This is a genomic window from Bacteroides sp. AM54-2NS (assembly GCF_003602935.1).
Lineage (GTDB): Bacteria > Bacteroidota > Bacteroidia > Bacteroidales > Bacteroidaceae > Bacteroides > Bacteroides xylanisolvens.
This window is the reverse complement of the sequence record NZ_QTMZ01000068.1, coordinates 1-21,212: the sequence shown is the minus strand read 5'-3', so window position 1 is coordinate 21,212 and position 21,212 is coordinate 1. Positions and strand designations below refer to the sequence as shown.

General features: G+C 43.5%; 23 protein-coding genes, 1 tRNA gene and 4 pseudogenes. 5 read left to right on the top strand and 23 right to left on the bottom strand.

The annotated features are described in order from the left end of the window. Positions 1-94: 94 nt before the first annotated feature. From DXA05_RS26595 to DXA05_RS23900, 20 genes and pseudogenes are all read right to left on the bottom strand, one after another. A complete protein-coding gene (locus tag DXA05_RS26595; RefSeq protein ID WP_165861560.1) occupies positions 95-268 on the bottom strand; it encodes a hypothetical protein in 174 nt (57 codons plus the stop codon). Beyond that, the gene (locus DXA05_RS23985) at positions 265-858 is read right to left on the bottom strand and encodes a hypothetical protein (RefSeq protein ID WP_128859704.1); all 594 of its coding nucleotides are present in this window, start codon (positions 856-858) and stop codon (positions 265-267) included. Before DXA05_RS23985 ends, DXA05_RS26595 begins: the two co-directional genes overlap by 4 nt. A 42-nt stretch (positions 859-900) precedes the next feature. Continuing rightward, positions 901-1,167, bottom strand: coding sequence for a hypothetical protein (locus DXA05_RS23980; RefSeq protein WP_117652444.1), 267 nt, complete (start codon positions 1,165-1,167; stop codon positions 901-903). Positions 1,168-1,253: 86 nt separating this feature from the next. Further along, complete coding sequence (locus DXA05_RS23975; RefSeq protein ID WP_004326295.1) at positions 1,254-2,144, bottom strand: hypothetical protein; 891 nt, start codon at positions 2,142-2,144, stop codon at positions 1,254-1,256. A gap of 25 nt (positions 2,145-2,169) precedes the next feature. After that, complete coding sequence (locus DXA05_RS23970) at positions 2,170-2,889, bottom strand: N-6 DNA methylase (protein WP_007560850.1); 720 nt, start codon at positions 2,887-2,889, stop codon at positions 2,170-2,172. Positions 2,890-2,910: 21 nt separating this feature from the next. Continuing rightward, positions 2,911-3,722 (bottom strand): annotated as a pseudogene (locus DXA05_RS23965) (DUF4121 family protein). Beyond that, complete coding sequence (locus DXA05_RS23960) at positions 3,719-3,988, bottom strand: hypothetical protein (protein WP_022126309.1); 270 nt, start codon at positions 3,986-3,988, stop codon at positions 3,719-3,721. The pseudogene DXA05_RS23965 and the gene DXA05_RS23960 overlap by 4 nt, the downstream one beginning before the upstream one ends. Beyond that, positions 3,985-4,923 (bottom strand): hypothetical protein, encoded by a 939-nt coding sequence (locus tag DXA05_RS23955; RefSeq protein WP_117933072.1) that lies wholly within the window; start codon positions 4,921-4,923, stop codon positions 3,985-3,987. Before DXA05_RS23955 ends, DXA05_RS23960 begins: the two co-directional genes overlap by 4 nt. A gap of 18 nt (positions 4,924-4,941) precedes the next feature. Then, positions 4,942-5,241 (bottom strand): hypothetical protein, encoded by a 300-nt coding sequence (locus DXA05_RS26590; protein ID WP_154577308.1) that lies wholly within the window; start codon positions 5,239-5,241, stop codon positions 4,942-4,944. Further along, complete coding sequence (locus tag DXA05_RS23945) at positions 5,223-5,516, bottom strand: DUF4120 family protein (RefSeq protein WP_046404753.1); 294 nt, start codon at positions 5,514-5,516, stop codon at positions 5,223-5,225. Before DXA05_RS23945 ends, DXA05_RS26590 begins: the two co-directional genes overlap by 19 nt. Positions 5,517-5,549: 33 nt before the next feature. Continuing rightward, positions 5,550-6,527, bottom strand: a complete 978-nt coding sequence (locus tag DXA05_RS23940; protein ID WP_117933074.1) for a hypothetical protein — start codon at positions 6,525-6,527, stop codon at positions 5,550-5,552. An 18-nt stretch (positions 6,528-6,545) separates the two neighbouring features. Next, positions 6,546-6,890: a hypothetical protein gene (locus DXA05_RS23935; protein WP_128859703.1), complete on the bottom strand. Its 345-nt coding sequence runs from the start codon at positions 6,888-6,890 to the stop codon at positions 6,546-6,548. Positions 6,891-6,905: 15 nt separating this feature from the next. Beyond that, positions 6,906-7,061: a hypothetical protein gene (locus tag DXA05_RS26585; RefSeq protein ID WP_004326287.1), complete on the bottom strand. Its 156-nt coding sequence runs from the start codon at positions 7,059-7,061 to the stop codon at positions 6,906-6,908. A gap of 15 nt (positions 7,062-7,076) precedes the next feature. After that, positions 7,077-7,694 (bottom strand): DUF4313 domain-containing protein, encoded by a 618-nt coding sequence (locus DXA05_RS23930; protein ID WP_025019316.1) that lies wholly within the window; start codon positions 7,692-7,694, stop codon positions 7,077-7,079. A gap of 56 nt (positions 7,695-7,750) precedes the next feature. Continuing rightward, positions 7,751-8,626, bottom strand: a pseudogene (locus DXA05_RS23925) (hypothetical protein). 3 nt (positions 8,627-8,629) lie between these two features. After that, positions 8,630-9,798 (bottom strand): annotated as a pseudogene (locus DXA05_RS23920) (hypothetical protein). A gap of 226 nt (positions 9,799-10,024) precedes the next feature. Then, the gene (locus DXA05_RS23915; protein WP_128859702.1) at positions 10,025-11,245 is read right to left on the bottom strand and encodes a site-specific integrase; all 1,221 of its coding nucleotides are present in this window, start codon (positions 11,243-11,245) and stop codon (positions 10,025-10,027) included. Between the two features lie 243 nt (positions 11,246-11,488). Beyond that, a tRNA-Lys gene (locus DXA05_RS23910) sits at positions 11,489-11,561 on the bottom strand. Positions 11,562-11,655: 94 nt separating this feature from the next. Next, positions 11,656-12,789, bottom strand: a pseudogene (locus tag DXA05_RS23905) (AI-2E family transporter). Positions 12,790-12,810: 21 nt separating this feature from the next. Then, positions 12,811-13,410, bottom strand: coding sequence for a thymidine kinase (locus DXA05_RS23900; protein WP_004299175.1), 600 nt, complete (start codon positions 13,408-13,410; stop codon positions 12,811-12,813). Between the two features lie 140 nt (positions 13,411-13,550). On the opposite strand from DXA05_RS23900, the gene DXA05_RS23895 reads away from it, so the two are divergent. The 5 genes from DXA05_RS23895 (at position 13,551) to DXA05_RS23875 (ending at position 17,365) form a co-directional block, all read left to right on the top strand. Further along, complete coding sequence (locus DXA05_RS23895; protein ID WP_128859701.1) at positions 13,551-14,291, top strand: hypothetical protein; 741 nt, start codon at positions 13,551-13,553, stop codon at positions 14,289-14,291. Positions 14,292-14,303: 12 nt separating this feature from the next. Next, the gene (rsmI, locus tag DXA05_RS23890; RefSeq protein ID WP_004299177.1) at positions 14,304-14,978 is read left to right on the top strand and encodes a 16S rRNA (cytidine(1402)-2'-O)-methyltransferase; all 675 of its coding nucleotides are present in this window, start codon (positions 14,304-14,306) and stop codon (positions 14,976-14,978) included. 33 nt (positions 14,979-15,011) lie between these two features. Then, positions 15,012-15,869 (top strand): hypothetical protein, encoded by an 858-nt coding sequence (locus DXA05_RS23885; RefSeq protein WP_004326281.1) that lies wholly within the window; start codon positions 15,012-15,014, stop codon positions 15,867-15,869. 92 nt (positions 15,870-15,961) lie between these two features. Beyond that, positions 15,962-16,654, top strand: coding sequence for a YjjG family noncanonical pyrimidine nucleotidase (locus DXA05_RS23880; RefSeq protein WP_008777220.1), 693 nt, complete (start codon positions 15,962-15,964; stop codon positions 16,652-16,654). Positions 16,655-16,714: 60 nt separating this feature from the next. Next, positions 16,715-17,365, top strand: coding sequence for a MarC family protein (locus tag DXA05_RS23875; protein WP_004306500.1), 651 nt, complete (start codon positions 16,715-16,717; stop codon positions 17,363-17,365). Positions 17,366-17,499: 134 nt separating this feature from the next. On the opposite strand, the gene DXA05_RS23870 is transcribed toward DXA05_RS23875, so the two are convergent. The 3 genes from DXA05_RS23870 to DXA05_RS23860 form a co-directional block, all read right to left on the bottom strand. Next, on the bottom strand, positions 17,500-19,077 hold the full coding sequence (locus DXA05_RS23870) for an arylsulfatase (RefSeq protein ID WP_128859700.1): 1,578 nt from the start codon (positions 19,075-19,077) through the stop codon (positions 17,500-17,502). Between the two features lie 72 nt (positions 19,078-19,149). After that, positions 19,150-19,824: a DUF3823 domain-containing protein gene (locus DXA05_RS23865; protein ID WP_061448223.1), complete on the bottom strand. Its 675-nt coding sequence runs from the start codon at positions 19,822-19,824 to the stop codon at positions 19,150-19,152. Between the two features lie 19 nt (positions 19,825-19,843). Next, positions 19,844-20,518, bottom strand: coding sequence for a RagB/SusD family nutrient uptake outer membrane protein (locus DXA05_RS23860; RefSeq protein ID WP_284515685.1), 675 nt, complete (start codon positions 20,516-20,518; stop codon positions 19,844-19,846). Positions 20,519-21,212: the final 694 nt, after the last annotated feature.

Here is a 21,212-nt window from a genome sequence, read left to right as displayed (position 1 = left end):
AAATCTTCCATGGTCCATTGATGTGACATAACAATTGAGCTTTTTTACTTTGATTACAAAAGTAATATCACATTTTTAGAATGAAAGGGGGAGTTTATCGAATGCTTACTTTGAATATACTGTCAAGTATTTCAGAGGTAATATATTTCTCCGGCAGATAGTTGACCAGTTCCGGACGGTGTTCGGTCGCGGCCAGTTCAACCATTTCCATTGTGATGAATTTGTCCGGCATACATGATATAGCCTTTGTCATATTGATTTCTTTCATGATTCCAATTTTTTAGGTTTGATGACTTTTATAAGTTGTATTTTGCGGAATACATATACCGTTTTTCCTTTTTCACTGACTCTTTTGGGAAGGCTTTTCCAGGTATCCCATCCGTTGACAATTTCCGGAGTGAATTCCAGTTTTCCCGTTTCGCCGATTACGGCAAAGGAAAGTCCTTTGTCCAGAGGGGAAGGTGTATGATCCTTGTCGGGAACAAAGACAGAAAATTCAGGATTGCTGATTTCATAGATTTTTCCTTCATAGCTCAGAAACCATCTGCCATTTTCATACAGGTAAGTCCAGTCACCGAGCAGGAAGAACTTTTCCTTGCCTGATATTTCCTTTGCTTCGTGAATGGGATTCCCATTATTCAAAGGCCAACAGCTTGTCTTGTTTTCATTTGATGAGAGACTGCCTCCCAGATGGAGCAGGTTCCCCAAAGCGAGCAATTTTCTCACCCTGTCTTCCGTACGATAGAATGTCCTGAGTATTCTTCCGCAGTTTTCAAAATCCCCTTTTTCAAAAACGGTGATGTACCGTATTCCTTCCGGCAGGGACATTCCGATGTAAGTGTTTTCATCATTTGTCATAGTCGTATATTTTTATATGATTGTTTATGAATGGATTCTTTGTCATTCCAAGTCTCTTGCGCGGACTGGATTGTAGGGACAGGACTGTACCAGGTAATTGGTATTCCTGCCCTGAGTCTGACTGTGCTGTCTGAAACATTCGACGTCATCTTCCTCCAGTTTCAGTTTTCTTCTGTTCTTTTGCAGGAAGTCTGCTGCCTTTTCTAGGGAAGAGAAAACCGCCTTTGGCTCGAATGAACTGTATTCGTGCCATGCGTTGCAGCTGAAAAGGATATACATTTCAGCCTTTTTTCTGTTACTTGCTGCCATATCTTATCTGATTATTACAGTTAATAAAATACAAAGCCCGATTCCGCTGGTGACGGAACCGGGCCTGTTGTCTTCGGTCTCAGATTCTAATTCTGGTTATATGAAAGCAGGAAATCGGCCATTGCTCCATTTTGTGGAATCATGGCAGGAAAATCAGTCTTTCCAGGCTTGTAGATTTCTGTCGCTACATTGTAGACATCCCATGCTGTAATGCGTGGCTGTTCAAGTGAGAGTTTGAGCAGTTCTTCCGTAAATACGGAAATCTGTCCCTGGTTAAGCGGATAGGTGTCCACCTGTGATGCCAGTCTTTTGTCTGCACTGTCATGGGATACACGCAGAGCCGTCAGCATACCGATGATCATGTACAATTCACCGGGTGTCAACACCTTTTCCTTGAGCCTTTGGATTCGGCTTCTGTCCGCATCCATGTCACGCTCAAAATTGCGCATCCAGTCATCTACCTTCCCGAACAGTTCCTCGGTAGTCACCTTGTCCTTACCGTAGTTGGCAACGCTTCGTTCGGGTGAAAGGATACACTGATTGTGGCAGATACGTACGCAGGGACCTATTGCCGCCTGGATACCGTCCTGATGGTAGGCTACCACGAGTGTGGTTGTCAGTTCGTCGGTATCCCCGTTCAGAATACGGATGGTGGTGAATATTCTGCGCAGTACATGTGCCTCTACCGCCTTCTCTCCATAGGTCTGTTCCACCTGCGGCAAGATGACCACTCCGGGCTGTGTCCGGTTCTTGTTCTGGGCGGCGAAGATTTCCTCCACCTCGTAGTTCAGGTTGTGACGGCGGCAGATGTCCGTCATGCGCTGGATGACCTGGTAGTGGTAGATTCCCCTTACCGGATTGCCGTAGATGTCGTTCTCCTTGTAGGTACGCTGTAGTGTTTCAAGGTCCATTACTTCGATTCCGTTGTTCTGGAAATCAAACTGTCTCTGATTGTTCAATGTTGCTAAAGCTTCCATAATTATATTTTTAAATGGTTGGTAATTATTTGTCCAATAGGTTGATGATACGGACTGCCTCTTTGAAGCGTCCGATATTTTCCGGAAGAGGATTCCTGTATTCCTCTTCCTTCATGCGTCTTATAGAAGGTATTCCCGTCAAGGGCAGAGCCTGGTTGACTTTCCATCCGTCGGTGAATGCCTTCGGCTGGAGACTGTCATGACAGATCACTTCCCCGACACATCCGTGGACGAGCATGTTGCATACGGTCATCATGCAACAGGTCCGGCTGATGTCTTCTCCGACCAGATAGTTTCCCGGATTGTGCGCATGGTATGCCAGCAGGAGTCTTCCGCTGCCGCATGTGGGGTCTCCCATCCTCTGTCCGGTCTCTTTTTTACCTGCCGCGCACATGACCATGAGTTCACAGATATGTGACGGCGTGAAGAACTGTCCGTTTGCCTGCTGTCCCGGTTTTGAGCAGTAGGCCATGTGGAGTTCACCGAAAGCGTCGAACCAGCCCGACCTGCCGATTTGTTTCTGCATGATACGTGTCCATTCGGCTGTCATTTCCATGAACGAGGCGTTTTGCTGACGCTTGTATTTCCAGTTGCTTATTGGCGGTGCTCCCGGAGAGAAGCCGTGGATGATGAAACGCAGCAGGTCGTTGAATACGGTCTGTATTTCATAGCCGCATGAGGAGGCAAAGCCTGTGATGAGCCTGTCGAGCGGCCTGACTTCGTTGGAGATTTCATATCGTGCCATATTCCTTTATTTTATAATTGGTTATAGACTGTCGTTGATTCTGTATACTGTTACGGTATGGTTTTCATTGTCCGTGTGGATTCTGACCGGACCGTATCCCATGAATTTCATGCGGATTTGTCCGTGCTGTCCCATACCGTTCCACTGCTCACGTGATATTTCCTTAATATCCATGCGGTATCCCCAAAGTACAAGAGAGTCAGGCAGGATTCCCTTGTAGAGTCTGCCTTTCAGGATTGCGGCCAGCTCGTCCAGCTCGCTCCGGCTGTATAGCGTGATGAATCGCTGCGGAAGGTGTATTCTCTTGTCCTTTCCCTGTCCCGGTGTTTCATGATATGATAGCGGCACCAGTTACGGGTGGTGTAACCGTCATACAACGGATTCGGTTCTCTGTATTCCCATTTCCTGACCGGAGCATCGAACCTTAGACTGCCCGTATTGCTGCGCTTCCCGAATCCCCATGTCCTGAATATGCGGATTTCAGTACCTGCGGGTTTCATGTTCCGGATATTGACCTGCGCCCAGGGACTTCCGGTGGTATCATAGGCGGCTTTTCCCATGTCATCGAAACAGAATACCGTTTCCGGTATCAGGCATATATCCGCATATTTTCCTGTTATCCGTTCTATATGAGCTTTTCCGAAATAGTCACCAGAACGTGAGACAAATTCCACGCAGTCTCCTTCTGTCGGGCACATCTGCCTGCTTCGGACATTCTCCATCAGTTCCAGCATACGGTTCACTTTCCGTACTTCCTTTTCTGTAATGGGATACCCGAAGTCACCGTTTGCCAGTTCAAGACTGTCAAGGTCATATCGTATCTTTGTATTCATCCTGTTCTCCTCCTGTTTTGTGTATAGCGTTCAACCTGTCGGGTGACCATATCACAGAATTTCTGGCCGTTTTCTTCCTCACCCCTGAAATAGGCGGCCATCATCAGCAGGTTCTTGTTGTAATAATGCACCCATTTGTCATGGAAATGTGCGCCGGGAACCTGTCCGAATGTTTCCTGAAACAGTTCCAGGGTCAGATCCTCGTCCTGTCTCCTGTTGTATTCCCATATTGCCAGAAGCAGCATGTCATTGTAATTCAGTCTCATATTGCGTTGGTATTTGAAATGGCCATTATGATGTTGCAGCAACCGATTTCCCGGACATTCTCCTTCAGCTTTCCGTTGTTTACCAGTCTGTCGTATGCCTCATGCACAAACCTGTATGCAGGCGAATCATATCCGATACCGTGCAGATGTGATGTCGTCGCCACATTTATCCGTGATGCCATCATGGAAAGTATGTCCTCTTTTCCTGCCCGGCGGTTGCTGAAAGCATCCAGTATATTCCTGTGGATGCATGTTCCGTATCTGGCACGGTAATATTCCATTTCTTCTTCATCGGTGAAGGAATACACTTCTTCCGCTATCGTATCCTTTACAAGACGGAATGTACGGCCTCCTTTTTTCAGTATGGCTGTAATCTGTGGAATATGCAGTGTTTCACAGTAGCCGCTTATTTCCATCGGATGCACGTACAGGCGTGTCTTTCCTTTTACAAGATACATGGCCTGTGATGTACAGCCGGTTCTGTCCGTGTCGAATCCCTCTCCATGAAATTTCTCTTTTATTTCCTTGTAGAATGCATCCGTTTTCTCATGGGAAAGACCTTTTCCCCATTCATATCCGCTTTCCAGACTGAAAAGCAGATGGAAGAGGGTTGTCTGCCCGGTCTTGCTTTCCCAGTAGCCGTAAAGGTCGGCCGTGCCGGATTTCGGTCCGAACCTGTATCCGTCCGGAGTATAGCTTTCCATCACTTCCAGGAGTGAGTTCATGAAATTTTTCGATTCTTCCGAATTCCACCATTCTGACGTATCGTCATCCATGGCATAAGCCGGTATATGGTTCATAACCTGCAGGTATTCCGGAGTCTCTTTCAGAATGTCCAGCATCCTTGTGACGGCTTCCTTCCTTTGTCTGATGGAGAACAGTTCCGTTCCGGTCTCCGCGTGAAGCTTGTTCTGTGTCTTCTGGTCTGTAATCATGACTTCTGATATTTATTGTTATACATTGTCTGCCTGTAAGGTACAGGCATTCTTATTTCTTGTTGTCCCTGTTGTCTGTTTGCCCGCATCCCTGCAAGGCTTGGCGGAAAAAAATACCGGAGCGAAGCGAGGATGATTTTTTTCCAGACAACCAGCCCGGCAGGGCCGCCTTGCGGGAGTTGCGCGGCAAACAGCTATTTTTGCAGCAAGAAATGAGGATGCTGTCATCATGTCTGCGGCATAAAAAAAGGGAACCCCATATTGCATGAGGCTCCCCAATACAGACTGTCGCATATATGTCAGGTATGTATGCTCCATCCGTGGAAACGTTCCATGGTGACGGCAAAGGACTCGTCCGGATTTCCATGATACAGCAGTCCTCCGACAATGCCTGTATTTCCGTCCGGATAACGTTCGCAGAATCCGAACGAATACGGCGCATGATCGTAATAGAGTTCGATTTCGCATGGATGGTTCTCGTTCTTCTCCCATTGTTTTAGACGTTCAAGACAGTTTTCCAGTGTCTTGTCATTGATGGATTTTGCATACTGTACGACCTTGTCGTAATGCTCTTGTGAACAGCAGATTTTCATATCGTTTGAATTTATTGGTTGGTAAATGTTTTTTCAGTCAATCCAGAAAGTACCGCAATGAGGGCATCTGCATCCGGCAGGATATTCATTCGAATACCGCACGTCACGATGGCGTTTGTAGTTCATGTCACCGAAGGTGCATTTCCCGCTTCGGAATGTCTGCTCGTAAGCGGCTTCCTGTTTCTTGTATTCAGCCATCCGGCTTTTTCGGACAGATCCGGTAAAAGGTATCATGCCCGTTTCCCATTTTGTGGAATCGCACCAGTCATTGGTCATGCCGCAGACTTCATTGGCATAGGAATAGTGTACCTGTGAATCGACAAACAGGTTCTCCCTTCGGAAAGGAAATGTGATGTCCAGCGGAATCCGTACATGATGTCCGGAACCGTTCCGGCTGTCGGCAATGGCCACCACTACATTCCCGTGGAAACGGATGCTCTTGAAATCGTTCTCAGGGTCTTTGCTGATGAGCCTGTCAAACATGGCGTTGAAGTAGATGCGCAGTTCTCCGCCGTATGTGGCATTCTCTACCAATTCTTCAATCTTCTCGTCAAACTCCCCCTTTTTCAGATGCAGTGCGCGACGTACCTTATGGCAGGCCATGGCGACTGATTCTCCCCGCAGTGAACAACCGGTCAGATATCCGCTGATTTCCACTCCGAGCGAATAGAAGAAATTAGTGACGGACGAGTTGCGTATCAGGTCCTTTACCGGGTCGGAATCGTTCTGGTCGTAGATAAGTTCCCTGATTTCATCTTCATGCTCTTCAAACTCTCCGGCTAAATTGTCCGCTTCCATGTTCTTTCTTGTCTCCTCCAGATAGTCGTGCATGTTTGAGCTTTCCTGTTCCTCATACCATTCGTATGCCTTTTCATAGAGTTTTTCCATATTGTTGGAACGGATGCATTCCTCCTGGATGTCTTCATGCTCATCAAGGTCATCCCGGTAGTCCACGTAGTAGAGGCTTACATACTGTGGAATATAGTCTGTAAGTTGTAATGTCTGGTTCATGATTCCTGATTTTAAGAGTTATACAAACGAAAAAGCCCTGCTTGTCGTGCAGGGTCTGATTCTTGTGGAACTGAAACCTTTGGAATGTCTGTTTGTATGGTATCTCCATGTCTCAAGCAGATAATCCTTGGTTCCCTTGATACTTCCGTGTACCATACATCCTTTTTCATCGTACAGGTAGCAGGTGTTAAGGAGAACCGGTATGCCGTCATGCACCTTGTACATGTGCAGCTCAATATCATTCTTTATGGCGGCAGACTTTTCCTTTTCTACTTTTCTGTGTATGGTTTTTCTGACCTCGCCGATATGGGGTGAGGTATAGCCGATTATTTCCGAATGGAATGCAAACTGATATTTTTCCATAACACTTTATCCGTATTAAAATTCTGATATAAGTTCATCTTCATATACCTCCAGTTCAAGACCGCTCTCGACAATCCTGACCAGCCAGCGGCATTCCAGTCTTTCCATCAGTTCGACGGCACGGTATCCCTTATAGGGACGTCTCAGAAATACAATGTCTCCGGTTTTCATATTTGTTCCTCCTTTTTATTGTGCGTAGATTGTTTCTATCAGTTCTGCATCCGTAAGATAGCGCAGTTCCTGTGTGGAGCAGAACAGGCAGATGCCATCCAGCAGTTCATTTGCCGCAGCATCCAGGTTCCGTACTCCTTCGATCAGAGATTCTTCCAGTTCCTTGCTTGAAACAAGATATATTCCGTGAATGTCTTGAACAGTTCTCAAAGGGAAATGTCTTTCCTGATAGATGATGTCCTTTATCATGTCATCCTGTGGTGGCAGTTTGGCGCTGATTGTCTTGAATTGTTCGGGTGCGAGTTCCTTCAACCTGTCAGGATTGAAGCGGAACATTCTGAATCCCTGATATTTAAATCCGGCAGGTTCTGCTATTCTGTTATTGGTCAGAAAATCATGCACATGTCTGTTGCAGTCCCGGTTGTCCACATAGGCATGGAGCGGGGGGAGGGAATTGAGGTTGACGGTGATGTCCGTGTAGGATTCCCAGCATTCCGGATTCTCCTTAGACCGGGATTCAAGTCCTACATACAGATTGTCATTGTCGATATAACTGTTAAGGACGAGTCTGACCTCAATACGTTCAGCCGGTTCTGTGGCTGTTTTCCAGTATAAAGTGTTCGATTTGTTCATACTTGTATTGTTTTTATGAGGGAATACGGCAGTCATTTTACCGCATTCCCCGAATGTTATAATTTGATATTTGTTATATCCTGTGCGGACTCCTTTTTCACGGTCCTCAGTCTTTTAAGGAGATACAGGAAATATTCACGGTCATAGATCCGGAAAAGAAATTCCTCTGATGTCTCCTTGATGTGTCCGATGAAAGTTGCGGATTCCTGCCGGGAGGATATTGAAAGAAATGTCCGTCGAAACAAGGGTGAGCTTCTTTCCTGATACATGGTCTATCAGTCGTCCGGAGTTTCGTAATGTCCTTTTCCTTTATAGAACTGATAATGGTTCCGGCGAAGACTTTTCAGGGTATTCGCCATGTCCGTCCTTGCTTGTCTGGAATCTGATTGGATGACAAGGTTGCAGATGAATACGGACTGTTTTCCGTCCAGTGAAAAATAATAGGGAATGAGTCTGGTTCCGCTGATTGTTTTGCTTGTTTCCTCTTTTGAGATTACGGCTTTCCGGTTGATGATTTCCATGTGACGGTCTATCTGACTGTCCAGTTCGGATTGCGGAGTAAGTACGGAGCGCAGGCCTTTGAAATATCTTCCTTGACGGGTAAAGCAGAAAGAGTACATATTTCCGTAATACGGTTCTCCCACAAAGAACGAGTTTTGTCTCATGCGCAAGGGTGGCAGTACATCCAGCAGGTCATAGTAGTCTTCTTCGGTGATTTCCTTGAACGGTTCGGACAGGGACTGATTGTATAGCCGCAGCTTCTTGTCTATATCAGAAGGTGTTACTGCTTTCAGATAGGGATTGTTTTCCCGTATGCGCAGTTCTTCGATTGTTTCCCCACCATAGTCATTATGGAATCCGTCACTCATACTTGTCAGGCATGTTCCGTCGAAGTAGCGGGAATCGATTACATATTTCAATCGGTCTTTCATGTCTTATAGGTTTTGAAAGTTCAACACTCTTTTGACTGCATATACGGCATTCTGTGTAAGTTGCCGTTGCCATGCCTGGTATCTCGGTGACCATTTGAAACCGTATGATTTCAGTTCCTTGCGCCTCTGGTCATCCGGAATACTGTCAAACAGGATTTGCAGGCGGTCTGCCTCATAGTTCCATACCAGCGTTCCGCCTTCAAATTTCAGTTCACGGTTTTCCCGTTCTCTGATTTCCTGAAGTTTCAGTCTGGCCTGGCGTGCCATTTCCGGCAGTTGGAAGAAACGGTTCCGCGGAGTGATAACCGGTTTTTTGCATTGCGCATTGAAGTCTGTAATGAAGTCCACCGCTTTCTGTACGATTTCCACTTCTCCTTTTCCTGCATAGGTGCTTACCTTATTAAGGATACTGCTGACAAACAAGGCACGGCTGTATCCTCTTGCTTTACCGGTATCAATATCATGAATAGTCTGTGCGCTGCTTGCAATGTCACGCTTCAGGCGGTTCCATGCCTCTTCCAGCTTCTGTCCTTCCGGTTTGGCAGCCTCTTTCATCCTTTCCATGGCTGCTTGAAGCGGTTACGCCAGTCATGAAATTCATCAAATCTGTTCTGGTATGCGTCCAAGGCCTTGTTGTTGCGCTGGCAGTTGAATTTGGCAGGTCCTGTCACCATCGGACTGGCACATCGTGAGAGACAGCCCAGCAAGGCAGAGAACTTGCTATGGTATGCACTGACATACTCGTTCTGCTTTTCTTCCGGAATCTGTTTCAGATCCTCTACAAGTTGTTTTTCATATTGCATGATGTCTGTTTCCGCCCTTGCTTCAGGTTCGAAAGAACTCCATCTGTACGCGTTGTATGCAGCATCAAGCAGGTCTTCCAGATAGCCGGGATACAGGAATTCCACAGCTTCCCATTTTTCAAATTCAGACGGATGAAGTTCTGTTTCTCCGTCTGCCGCTTCGATTGTGTGTACATAGGAGCCCATTCCCGTACAGCGTTTACGGAAATGAAAAAGGACAGCTTCGTCATCCGTCCCTTGTTCTCTGATTTTCTTCACTCGGTAAGCATTCTTTCTTGTCAACGTGACAACCGTCTGTTTTCCGGTCTTGTCCTTCATGAGGTCTGCTACTGTACCTTCACATACCTTCTTTCCAACTTCTTCAGTCATATTCTTTTATTTAAATTAGACATGACCGGCTCCGTGGAGCCAGTATTTCAATTTCTTACTGGCCCGGCTGTTCTTTGCCAATGACCGGTGCAAGGCTTGGCGGAAAAAAAATACCGGAGCGAAGCGAGGATGATTTTTTTCCAGCCAACCAGCCCGACAGGGCCGCCTTGCACAGTCAGTGGCAAAGGGCGATATTTGCTGTAAGAAATGAAATAATGGTTGAAAATTATATTGCGAACTTGTTTTGCAGTACTTTCATTTCATTGGCAATGGTAGAATTCATTATTTTGGCATAAATACGAGTTGTACGAATGTCTGTGTGTCCTAACATTTTGGCAATGGATTCCAAGGAAACCTTATTTGCAATAGCCAGTGATGCAAATGTATGCCTTGCAATATGTGTGGAAAGATTCTTCTGAATACCACATACATCAGCTATTTCTTTCAAATAACTGTTCATTCGTTGGTTGCTGGGAACAGGAAGTAATAATCCTTTTTCATTGCAGATTGGATTTGACTGATATTTCTCTAAAATAAGTCTTGGTATATCCAACAATGGAATGTCGCACATATTATCGGTCTTTTCCCTTGCTTTTCTTATCCACCATTCACCATTATCAGCCTGTACAAGGTGTTCCTTTTTCAGATTCTTTACGTCTGTGAAAGCCAAACCGGTGAAACAACAGAAGATGAATATGTCCCTTATGGTTTGTAATCGTTGAATATCAAAATCTTTATTGATGATTTTGCGAAGTTCCATTTCGTTTAAGAATTCACGGTTACACTTGGTCTGTTTGAAGTGTATTTCTGCAAACGGATCATCAGTTATCCACTTCTTTATCAATGCAGTTTTGATGATTTTCTTTAAATTCTTCAGATATTTCACTGTCGCATTTTGCGCACAGTTTTTCTGTATTTTAATGAAATGTTCGAATTTGGTTATAAATTCATAGTTGATTGATTTTAATGGAATATCAGCCAGTTTATATTGTTCACTGATAAACTCCTTCAAATATCTTGCTGTACGTTCGTATCGAAGTACAGTACCTTCGGCATATTCCTTGTTCATTAATTCCCGATATTCCGAATTGTGTTCCTGGAATACTTCAAGCAGCATTTTGGGAGTAGAGTGTTCTCCATAATAGATATTTTTTATAATATCTGCTGTAATAGGTTTACCGTCCTGCTCAAGTTCACGGTGAATTTGAAGGATTTTAGTTCTTATCGTATCAAGATAGTGGTTTATTTCTTGATACTTCTTTTCCCTGCCAATCGCGCATTCTTTTTGCGTATTCCATTTTGTAACATCTATACTTCGCTTGATTTGTACCTCTGCACGTTTTCCGTTTATTGTGATACGCATACAGATTGGTGCTTCTCCATTTTTAAGCAGCTTTGATTTCTTCAGGAAAAACAATACCGTAAAATAGTTTCTTTGCATTGCCATACTCTTCTTTTTTTGATGGTGTAAAAATACATGTTTTGAAAAGAGTTTGTTTTATGCAAAACGCAGAGAATCAGTGAAATATAATCCAATCAGGTGGACTTGTTTTTATGTGGAAATTAAGTCCACCTATTTCACCTCCAGTAAGATGCGGTATTCTGCTTCAATTTGCAGTATGGATAAAAAGAAAAACCGCTGATAATGATTGATTATCAGCGGTTTTCATTGTTTTGCTTTTTGTTCGAGTGATCCGCCTGGGGCTCGAACCCAGGACCCCAACATTAAAAGTGTTGTGCTCTACCTGCTGAGCTAGCGAATCAATCCTTATTTGCGAATCAGTTATTTCCTGATTGCGGGTGCAAAGGTAGTTACTTTTATTTAATTTGCAAGCATTCCGTAGAAAAAAGTTTCAATTATTTTTCCTCGTTATGGCTTGTTTCTTGATTATCAGTAGTTTCTACTTCATCATATTTTATTTTTTTCTTTGTTGATAATAAAGCGTTGGTAGTAGGAGAGCATCAAAGTTGTTAGTGGCAAGGCGATAATCATGCCGAGCATTCCCATTAATGAACCCCAGATAGAAAGAGATAAAAGGATGATGGCAGGATTCAGTCCGGTAATCTTTCCCATGATTTTGGGGACAAGGAAGGTATCCTGTATGATTTGTACGATTGCAAAGACGGCTAATGCACATGCAATGATAATCCAGAAGTTCTGTCCGGTGTCGGCAGCTTTGAGGATTGCCAATAAAATGGTGGGAAGGAAACCAATGATTTGCAAGTAGGGAACCATATTCAATGCTCCGATGAAAAGTCCCAGAGCGATAGCCATGGGGAAATCGATAATCAGGAAACCGATGCTGAAAAGAATACCTACGCAGAAAGCAACCAAAGCCTGTCCACGGAAATATCTGTTCATACCATCCTGTACGTCGTGAACCAGGTTGGAGGCAAACGTACGGTATTTATTGGGTAGCAGATGCAACCATCCTTCAGCTATCGCTTCGTAATCCAATAATATAAAGATTACATATAATAATATAATGAAAGAGGCAAGGATGCTGAATAGAATGTTGAGAGATTCTGCAAGCAAAGTCCACACTCTGGGGACGGTATCCTTGATTGCCGCCAGGATATTCTCTTCACTTAATACACGGTTCAACGCCTGAAGATCAATGTTCTCGTGGATAAATTCAGAAAGATTCTTAGGCACATTGTTACCGGCTCCATTGGTGAGGTAAGTCACTAGCAAGTCGTTCATTCTGCCTATTTCCGAAATCATCGGCGGCACTAATAGGTAGAATAAAGTGACTCCGATAACCGTAATGAGGAATAAGGAACAGAAGATGGAAATAATGCGGCTTTTTAATCGTAGCTTATACTGGAAGAATTTGACTAACGGATAGACCATATAGCTATCAGCCACGCAATAAAGAAAGGTAATAACACTCCGCTAAGACGTTCCACGAGCATTAATATTCCTACAACTAACACACATCCGATGGAACCGCGTATAAAACTGTCGAATGTTATCTTTTTCCTTTCCATAATCTGTTTCTTTTATAGAGTTTATACTTTCTGCTCATCTTCCCCTCGTGCACGGAGATAACATTCCCTGCACAGAGGCTCATATTCGGCTGTTTCGCCTAAAAGAACCTGTTTCTCATTCTTGACTGTACGATGTGAGAAAGAGGCCAGCTGACCACATTTCACACAGATCGCATGAACTTTGGAGACTTCATCGGCAATGGCGCACAATTGTGGCATAGGTCCGAACGGATTTCCTTTGAAGTCCATATCCAATCCTGCAATGATAACACGGATTCCATTGTTGGCAAGCTGGTTGCATACATCAATCAAACCACTGTCGAAGAACTGTGCTTCATCAATACCTACTACATCTATCTCAGAAGTAAACAGTAAAATGCTGGCTGACGAATCGATGGGAGTGGAGGCGATAGAATGGCTGTCGTGAGAGACTACGTCTTCTTCTGAATAACGGGTGTCGATAGCAGGTTTGAATATCTCGACACGTTGTTTCGCGAATTTCGCTCTCTTCATTCTGCGAATCAATTCCTCTGTCTTTCCGGAGAACATAGAACCGCAGATTACTTCGATCCGGCCTCTTCTTCTAGTCTCCTGTATGTGGTCTTCTGAAAATAATACCATGAGATTTTGTGTTTTCTTGATTAAATAAATATGTGGACAAAGGTAAGCAATTCAATGTGCAAGAACTGTTAAATTATCCATTATTTTAAGTTATTGCATAAATTATTCCTACATTCGCACCGTATAAACAATGGACTGACATGAAACAGAAGCTATTAACAGATATTGAGTTGGATGTTCATGAGTTGAAGTATCTCATGGATTCATTTACCAAGGAGCCGACTCCGACTTTGTCTGAACTGTTGAAGCGGAGCATTACACGGATGCAGGGGCGTTTGGAAGAACTGCAGCAGGAGGTGGATGCTGTTCAGGTAATTTCTCCGTCAGCTGTGGAAGAGACAGCGGAAGAGGAGGATGAAGTTGCCGGGTCTGAAGAGGATTCCCCCGTGATTATACAATCTCTCGAATCGGTTGTTGTGAAAGAAGATGAGGAAGGAGAAGCCATTGTTGCGGAAGAGAAACCTGTCGTAATAGCGGCAGCTGCAGAGACAGCAGAAGCAGCAGCAGCAGCAGCAGAAGAAGAAGAAGAAGAAGAAGAAGAAGAAGAAGGGAAAAAAGAGGAATCGGCAATTGTTGAGGAACCTGTCGTTGAAACTGTTGTGAAAGAGGAAGAACCTAAATCGGCTGTGTTGGGAGAAAGTCTCAAACTGTCTGCCGGCTTGCGACATGCTATCAGTTTGAATGATTCTTTCCGTTTTTCTCGTGAACTGTTCGGAGGCAACACTGATTTGATGAATCGGGTTATCGAACAGATATCAGTAATGAGTTCCTACAAGACTGCAGTCGCATTTCTGTCCTCGAAAGTCGAATTGAATGAAGAAAAGGAGGCGGTGAACGACTTTCTGGAGCTACTAAAGAAATATTTTAATCAATCAGTATAAAACAAAAACAAGATGGGAAAGCTATATGTGGTGCCTACGCCGGTAGGGAATCTGGAGGACATGACTTTTCGGGCTATCAAAGTCCTGAAAGAGGTCGATCTGATTTTGGCGGAGGATACACGTACTTCCGGTATCTTGTTGAAACACTTTGAAATAAAGAATGCAATGCAATCCCACCACAAATTTAATGAACATAAAACGGTGGAAAGTGTTGTTAATAGAATAAAGGCAGGTGAAACGGTGGCACTTATTTCGGATGCCGGAACGCCTGGAATTTCCGATCCCGGATTTCTGGTTGTTCGTGAATGTGTGCGCAACGGTATTGAAGTGCAGTGCTTGCCGGGAGCAACCGCTTTTGTTCCGGCACTCGTAGCATCGGGATTGCCGAACGAAAAGTTCTGCTTCGAGGGATTTCTCCCCCAGAAGAAAGGACGGCAGACACGACTGAAGACATTGGCGGAAGAACACCGCACGATGGTGTTTTATGAATCACCCCACCGTCTGTTGAAGACGTTAACACAGTTTGCCGAATATTTCGGTGCTGAACGTCAGGCAACCGTGTCGCGTGAAATATCCAAACTCCATGAAGAAACAGTTCGGGGCAGTTTGGCTGAATTGATAGAACACTTTACCGCTACCGAACCCCGGGGCGAGATTGTGATAGTATTAGCAGGAATAGATGATTAAATAACTTCATTAAAAAACGTAAAACGTAAACGTATGAAAAAGTTAGCTGTTTTATTTGTATGCGTAGCCTTGTTGGCTTCGTGTGATGGCTTTAAAGGTGGAAGTAAAGACCTGAAAGCTGAAAATGATTCTCTTTTGATGGAACTGAACCAGCGCAACGCTGAACTGGATGATATGATGGGGACTTTCAATGAAGTTCAGGAAGGTTTCCGTAAGATCAATGCTGCCGAAAGCCGTGTTGACTTGCAGCGTGGAACCATCACTGAAAACTCTGCCAGTGCCAAGCAACAGATTGCTTCTGACATCGAATTCATCTCCAAGCAAATGGAAGAAAACAAAGCGCAGATTGCAAAGTTACAGGCACAGTTGAAGAATAGCAATTACAATTCTGCACAGATGAAAAAAGCTGTTGCCGCTTTGACTGCTGAATTGAACGCTAAACAACAGCGTATCGAAGAGCTTCAAACAGAACTGGCTTCCAAGAATATCCGTATTCAGGAATTGGATGCTGCTGTCAGCGATCTGTCTGTAGCAAAAGAAACTCTGGCCGCAGAAAACGAAGCGAAAGCTAAAACCGTTGCAGAACAGGAAAAGAGCCTGAATGCTGCCTGGTTCGTATTTGGTACTAAATCTGAATTGAAAGCTCAAAAGATTCTTCAGAGCGGAGACGTGTTGAAGAGCGCTGATTTCAATAAGGATTATTTCACGCAGATCGATATCCGTACAACCAAAGAAATCAAGTTGTACTCTAAACGTGCTGAATTACTGACTACTCATCCGACCGGTTCTTATGAATTGGTAAAAGATGATAAAGGCCAGTTGACATTGAAGATTACTAATCCTACTGAATTCTGGAGTGTATCCAGATACTTGGTTATCCAGGTAAAATAAGGTAGATATCCCTTTTGAATTGCCAATGTGCTGATTCCTGGATTCAAGAAATTAGCACATTGGCTTTTTTGTTTCTTATTATATAACTACTGATGAAATATAAAAATCTTTTTTTTGATCTTGATGATACCATCTGGGCTTTTTCTCAAAATGCTCGTAACACCTTTGAGGAAGTATATCAGAAATATTCGTTCGACCGCTATTTTGATTCATTCAATCATTATTATACTCTTTATCAACAAAGAAATACCGAACTCTGGGTTGAGTACGGTGAAGGAAAGATAACGAAGGATGAATTGAACAGCCAACGTTTCTTTTATCCTTTACAGGCCGTGGGAGTGAAAGATGAAGCGCTCGCTGAACGGTTTTCGAGAGATTTTTTCGCTATTATCCCTACTAAAAGTGTTTTAATGCCTCATGCAAAGGAGGTATTGGAGTATCTTGCTCCCAAATATAACCTCTATATCCTTTCCAATGGGTTTCGTGAATTGCAATCACGTAAGATGCGTTCGGCAGGAGTGGACGGGTATTTCAGAAAGGTGATTCTCTCGGAAGATCTCGGAGTGCTGAAGCCTTGGCCGGAGATATTCAATTTTGCTTTGTCTGCTACTCAATCCGAGTTGCGCGAATCCTTAATGATTGGTGATAGTTGGGAAGCGGATATAACCGGAGCGCACGGAGTAGGGATGCATCAGGTTTTCTACAATGTGACAGAACGGACAGCTTTCCCTTTCCTCCCTACTTATCACATCCATTCCTTGAAAGAATTAATGGATTTATTATAGGTTTTCTGGATTAAGTCTATTTTTGTTGCGTTTTAGTTTTGCATAAAATACGATATAATCATGGATAGTACGCTTCTGCCTTTCGCCTTACTTTGTTTCACTTCATTCTTCACGTTGACCAACCCGTTGGGAACGATGCCTGTCTTTCTTACCATGACTCATGGTATGACGGATAAAGAACGTCAGTCTATCGTACGTCGTGCTACTATTGTGTCGTTTATTACATTGATGGTATTTGTCTTTGCCGGGCAGTTTCTTTTCAAGTTCTTCGGTATCTCTACCAATGGTTTCCGTATTGCCGGTGGGGTGATTATCTTCAAGATAGGCTTTGATATGCTTCAAGCCCGCTATACACCGATGAAGTTGAAGGACGAAGAAATCAAAACGTATGCGGATGATATCTCTATTACTCCTCTCGGTATTCCTATGTTATGCGGTCCCGGAGCGATTGCCAATGCAATCGTTTTGATGCAGGATGCGCATTCTTATGAAATGAAGGGGATATTGATAGGTACTATCGCCCTGATTTATCTGCTGACTTTCTTTATTCTTCGTGCTTCCACGAAATTGGTAAAAGTCTTGGGTGAAACGGGTAATAATGTGATGATGCGTCTTATGGGACTGATTCTGATGGTGATTGCAGTGGAATGTTTCGTTAGCGGATTGAAGCCGATTCTGGTAGATATTGTGAGGGAAGGAATGATTCCTTGATGAATAAGAATATGAGGGACGGAGAGTTCCTATAATGAAACTTGCCTCTGTTACAAAAAGATTTGTAGCAGGGGCAAGTGCTTTAAGATACGGTTTTTAGACATTTTGCATGTCTTTATGTTACCTTTCTGTGGCTATTTTCCTTTGGGATATACATAATGTGTATTTGCCCATTTGTTCCATTCGTCTACCAGTTGTTTTAGAATCTTGGGGTTTTCTCTGGACAAATTAACCCGTTCTGTACGGTCTTTCTCTAAGTTGAAAAGTTCCCATACTTTAGAGTTCTGGTCTTTAACGGCTTTCCAGTTTTTCCACCATACTACACAGTTGTCAAAGTGTTCACCAAAAATATATTCGTGCAATTCGGTGTCTGTATTGGTTAGTATCGGTAGCATGCTTGCGCCTTCCAAAGGAATGATCTCATTTCCTCCATGATAAGTCTTCGGATAGGTCGTTTCCGCTGCATCGATGAAGGTTGCCATGATGTCAGGCAGGAAAGCTCTATTGTGTCTTATCTCGCCATTGTATTTTGCATACTTGTCGGGCCAGGAAATAATCAATGGAGTGGAGGTCCCGCCTTCATACGCTCTTACTTTATACTTACGGTATGGAGTATTGCTAACCTGTGCCCATGGCAGGCCATAGGATGGATTTACCCATTCATCCGGATTGTTAATCATATCGATGGTTCCGAAACCTTTCTCACGATGAGGCTCGGCACATGCACCATTATCCGACAAGAAAATAAGTAAGGTGTTATTCAGCTCCCCTTTTTCTTCCAGGTACTTTATTAACCGTCCCACATTATAATCCATGCAATGAACTTGTGCCGCATATACTGACATTCTTCTATCCAGTTCTATTTGTTCATCTTCGGTCAGTTCGGACCATTGGCGACCCTCCCATTGAGCAAGATCCCAATTTTTGTCTACCAATCCCATTTTAATCATACGTTTCAAACGGGCTTCACGTACTTTCTGCCAACCTTTCCGGTACTTGCCTACAAATTTGTCTATATCCTCCTGTTTAGCATGTAACGGCCAATGGGGAGCGTTGTATGCCAGGTAAAGGAAGAACGGATTGTCATCTTTGGGGCGTTCGTCGACAAATTTAATCGCATAATCAGTAAATGCGTCAGTAGTGTAATAAGGTTGTTCCGGTGGAGGCAACTGTTGATTGTCTAAAGTCAGATTGCGATCTCCATGAGGTTGCAGATAACTGCAAGCTCCTGACAAGATACCATAAAAATGATCAAAGCCACGTTGCAACGGCCATTTTTCCTGTCCGTGCATGCCTACATGCCATTTCCCCGACATATAGGTGTGATAACCGGCTTCTTTCAGCACTTCTGCTATGGTGACCGAATTACGGTTCAAGTATCCCATGTATCCGTGCACTCCATGATCTTCGGCAGAATGAGGATCTTCGGACATCATTCCGATACCTGCCTGTTGGGGATAAAGTCCGGTCAGTAGACTGGCACGGGAAGGGCAGGAGCGTCCTGTGTTGCAGAAATGGGTAAAGCGTACTCCTTTTTTTGCCAGATTATCTAGATTGGGCGTAAGAATTTCTCCTCCGTAGCACCCTAGATCGGAATATCCCATATCGTCCACCATGATTAAAACAATGTTGGGCTTTGGGTCATTCTGGGCTGCTGCATGTAGGGACAGTAAGGATGCAGTTCCCATTAATAACATGTTTTTGTTTGTCATATAATTTTGTTTTATTTTTTTTGTCAGTATATTTATTAAATAAATATACTGACAAATTATTTCTTAGATGAATTATTTCAGTCTGAAAATTTCTGAATAGACAGCTTGGTCCGCTCCGTTCGCTTTTACACCGATGCGGGCGAATAGGGCTTTGGCTGACTGTACATTCTGGTTACTCGTAATATCCAGCGAAATATTTGTTACTCCGGGATTTATATTGGATAAATTTTGCCGGGCTATATTCGTGTTCTCGTCAACAAAAGTTGTTTTGCTGACGAGTAGCATTGCCTGGCTTATCTTGGCATCCTGTACTATTTGCTGTATATTGCACGTGCCGGATACGATGTTGTTATCTAATGTGATATTTTCGTCTGATATTGTAAAATAAGGGGTGACTTTTACTTCACATTGTGTTTTTCCTTTTACTTCCACATATATGGTATCGCGGTTATTCACCCAGGGACCGTTTTTGTCTTTAGTTACCAGTTTGTACGGACCATCGAAAAGTACTGCAGAGAAAGTTCCGTCCTGTGTGGCATACACGGTGATAGGATCATGGTTGGCATAACCATCCTGATACAATTGTAGTTGAATACCTCCGTTTGTACCTTTCAAACCGAGTTGTTTTCCCTTATACGTGATTTTCCCTTCCAGAAATGATTCTGGTTCGTCGTAATTGTCTAAACCGCAACTTATGGCAAGCAGGGAAAGTGAAAGCAAAGAAAATATAGTTCTTATTTTTTTCATTGTTTTACAGTTTTATGTTTTACTGATAGGGATTTTTCACTAATAACGGGTTCTTGTTGAGCCAGCTGTTATCGAAGAAGTTATAATAGTTCTTCATCTGGAAATAGCGGGGGTAAGGAACCATGTAGGCTTTCTTTTTGTCGAATACCCACATCTTGTCATTGGCGCTACCCGGATCATTAACCTGATAAGGGAATAGTTCGTAGAGCTGTGCATCCGGATTTTCCGAATTACCATCCCAGATTTCGTGAGCCAGGCGCCAGCGTTTCAGATCCCAGTAACGATGATCTTCCAATGCAAATTCCACCCGATATTCGCGGACAATATCTTCAAATGTGATTGATTCCAGTTCGCTGATGCCGGCGCGTGTACGAACAGGATTGATGTAGTTCAGCGGATCATCTTCTCCGGTTTTATTGAGCTCATAAGCAGCCTCACAAGCTATCATATATGCTTCTGAAATACGGAAACGAGGATACCACATGGTACTCATCTTCGAATTGGTAGAAGCACCGATGGTTTCGTCCAGGAATTTGCGGAAGAAGAAACCTGTTTTGTTTATACGGATTTCATTTGATTCCATTGGTCCGTTGATAGAAGTTATCAGGCGGTTATTGTCATCGTAAGAATCGGCTTTACCTATGATTTCTTTCCAATTTCCGTTTCCGTCGGGCACTTTCTGACCGGCTTGCAACACTACTTCACTACCTCAAATATAAAGTATATTGATAATCAGTTAGTTACTGTTATCAAGATACAAATGATATGCAAATGTAAGTATAAAACCATATAGAAAAAGTACAAATGGACATTACTTTGTATGATAACATCCTTTTCTACAGATTAAGGGTTAACACAATGTTATACTACTGATATTCAGCATATTGAAGCTGTTCTTCCTTGCATTCAACAAAGAGTGTTAAATTATATTAAATCCTACAGGGCAATTATGATTCGTGCAAAGATAATATTTTGCAGTCAAAGGAAGAAAGACTTCTTGAACCACTTCTATGGTTCTATACTTCTGTTTCTGACGTAAGCTGACCCGTACGGTTTTCGGGTTTTAGACGGACATATATACAGTTTACTTTAGGTTAGCATATATATAAGAGCTAACCAAGGTAAACTAAAGTGTTTTTGTCCTGTAGATACTGCACTTTGTGGACTCTTTTCTCCTTTGACTGCAAAAACCTCTTATAGCCTTATCTCCACCTATAACGTCACTTCACACTGCTGTACCATGCAGTCTGCCATGTACCACCCCATCGGGCTTTGATAAGAATTGTGTTGCAAAGGTACCTGTCATGGCGTTCATCCTGCAAGGTCGGTGCCTGTGGTTTGTCCGTGAAATCTCCACGCTCTGATTGTGGCAGAGGTAGTATTTGACG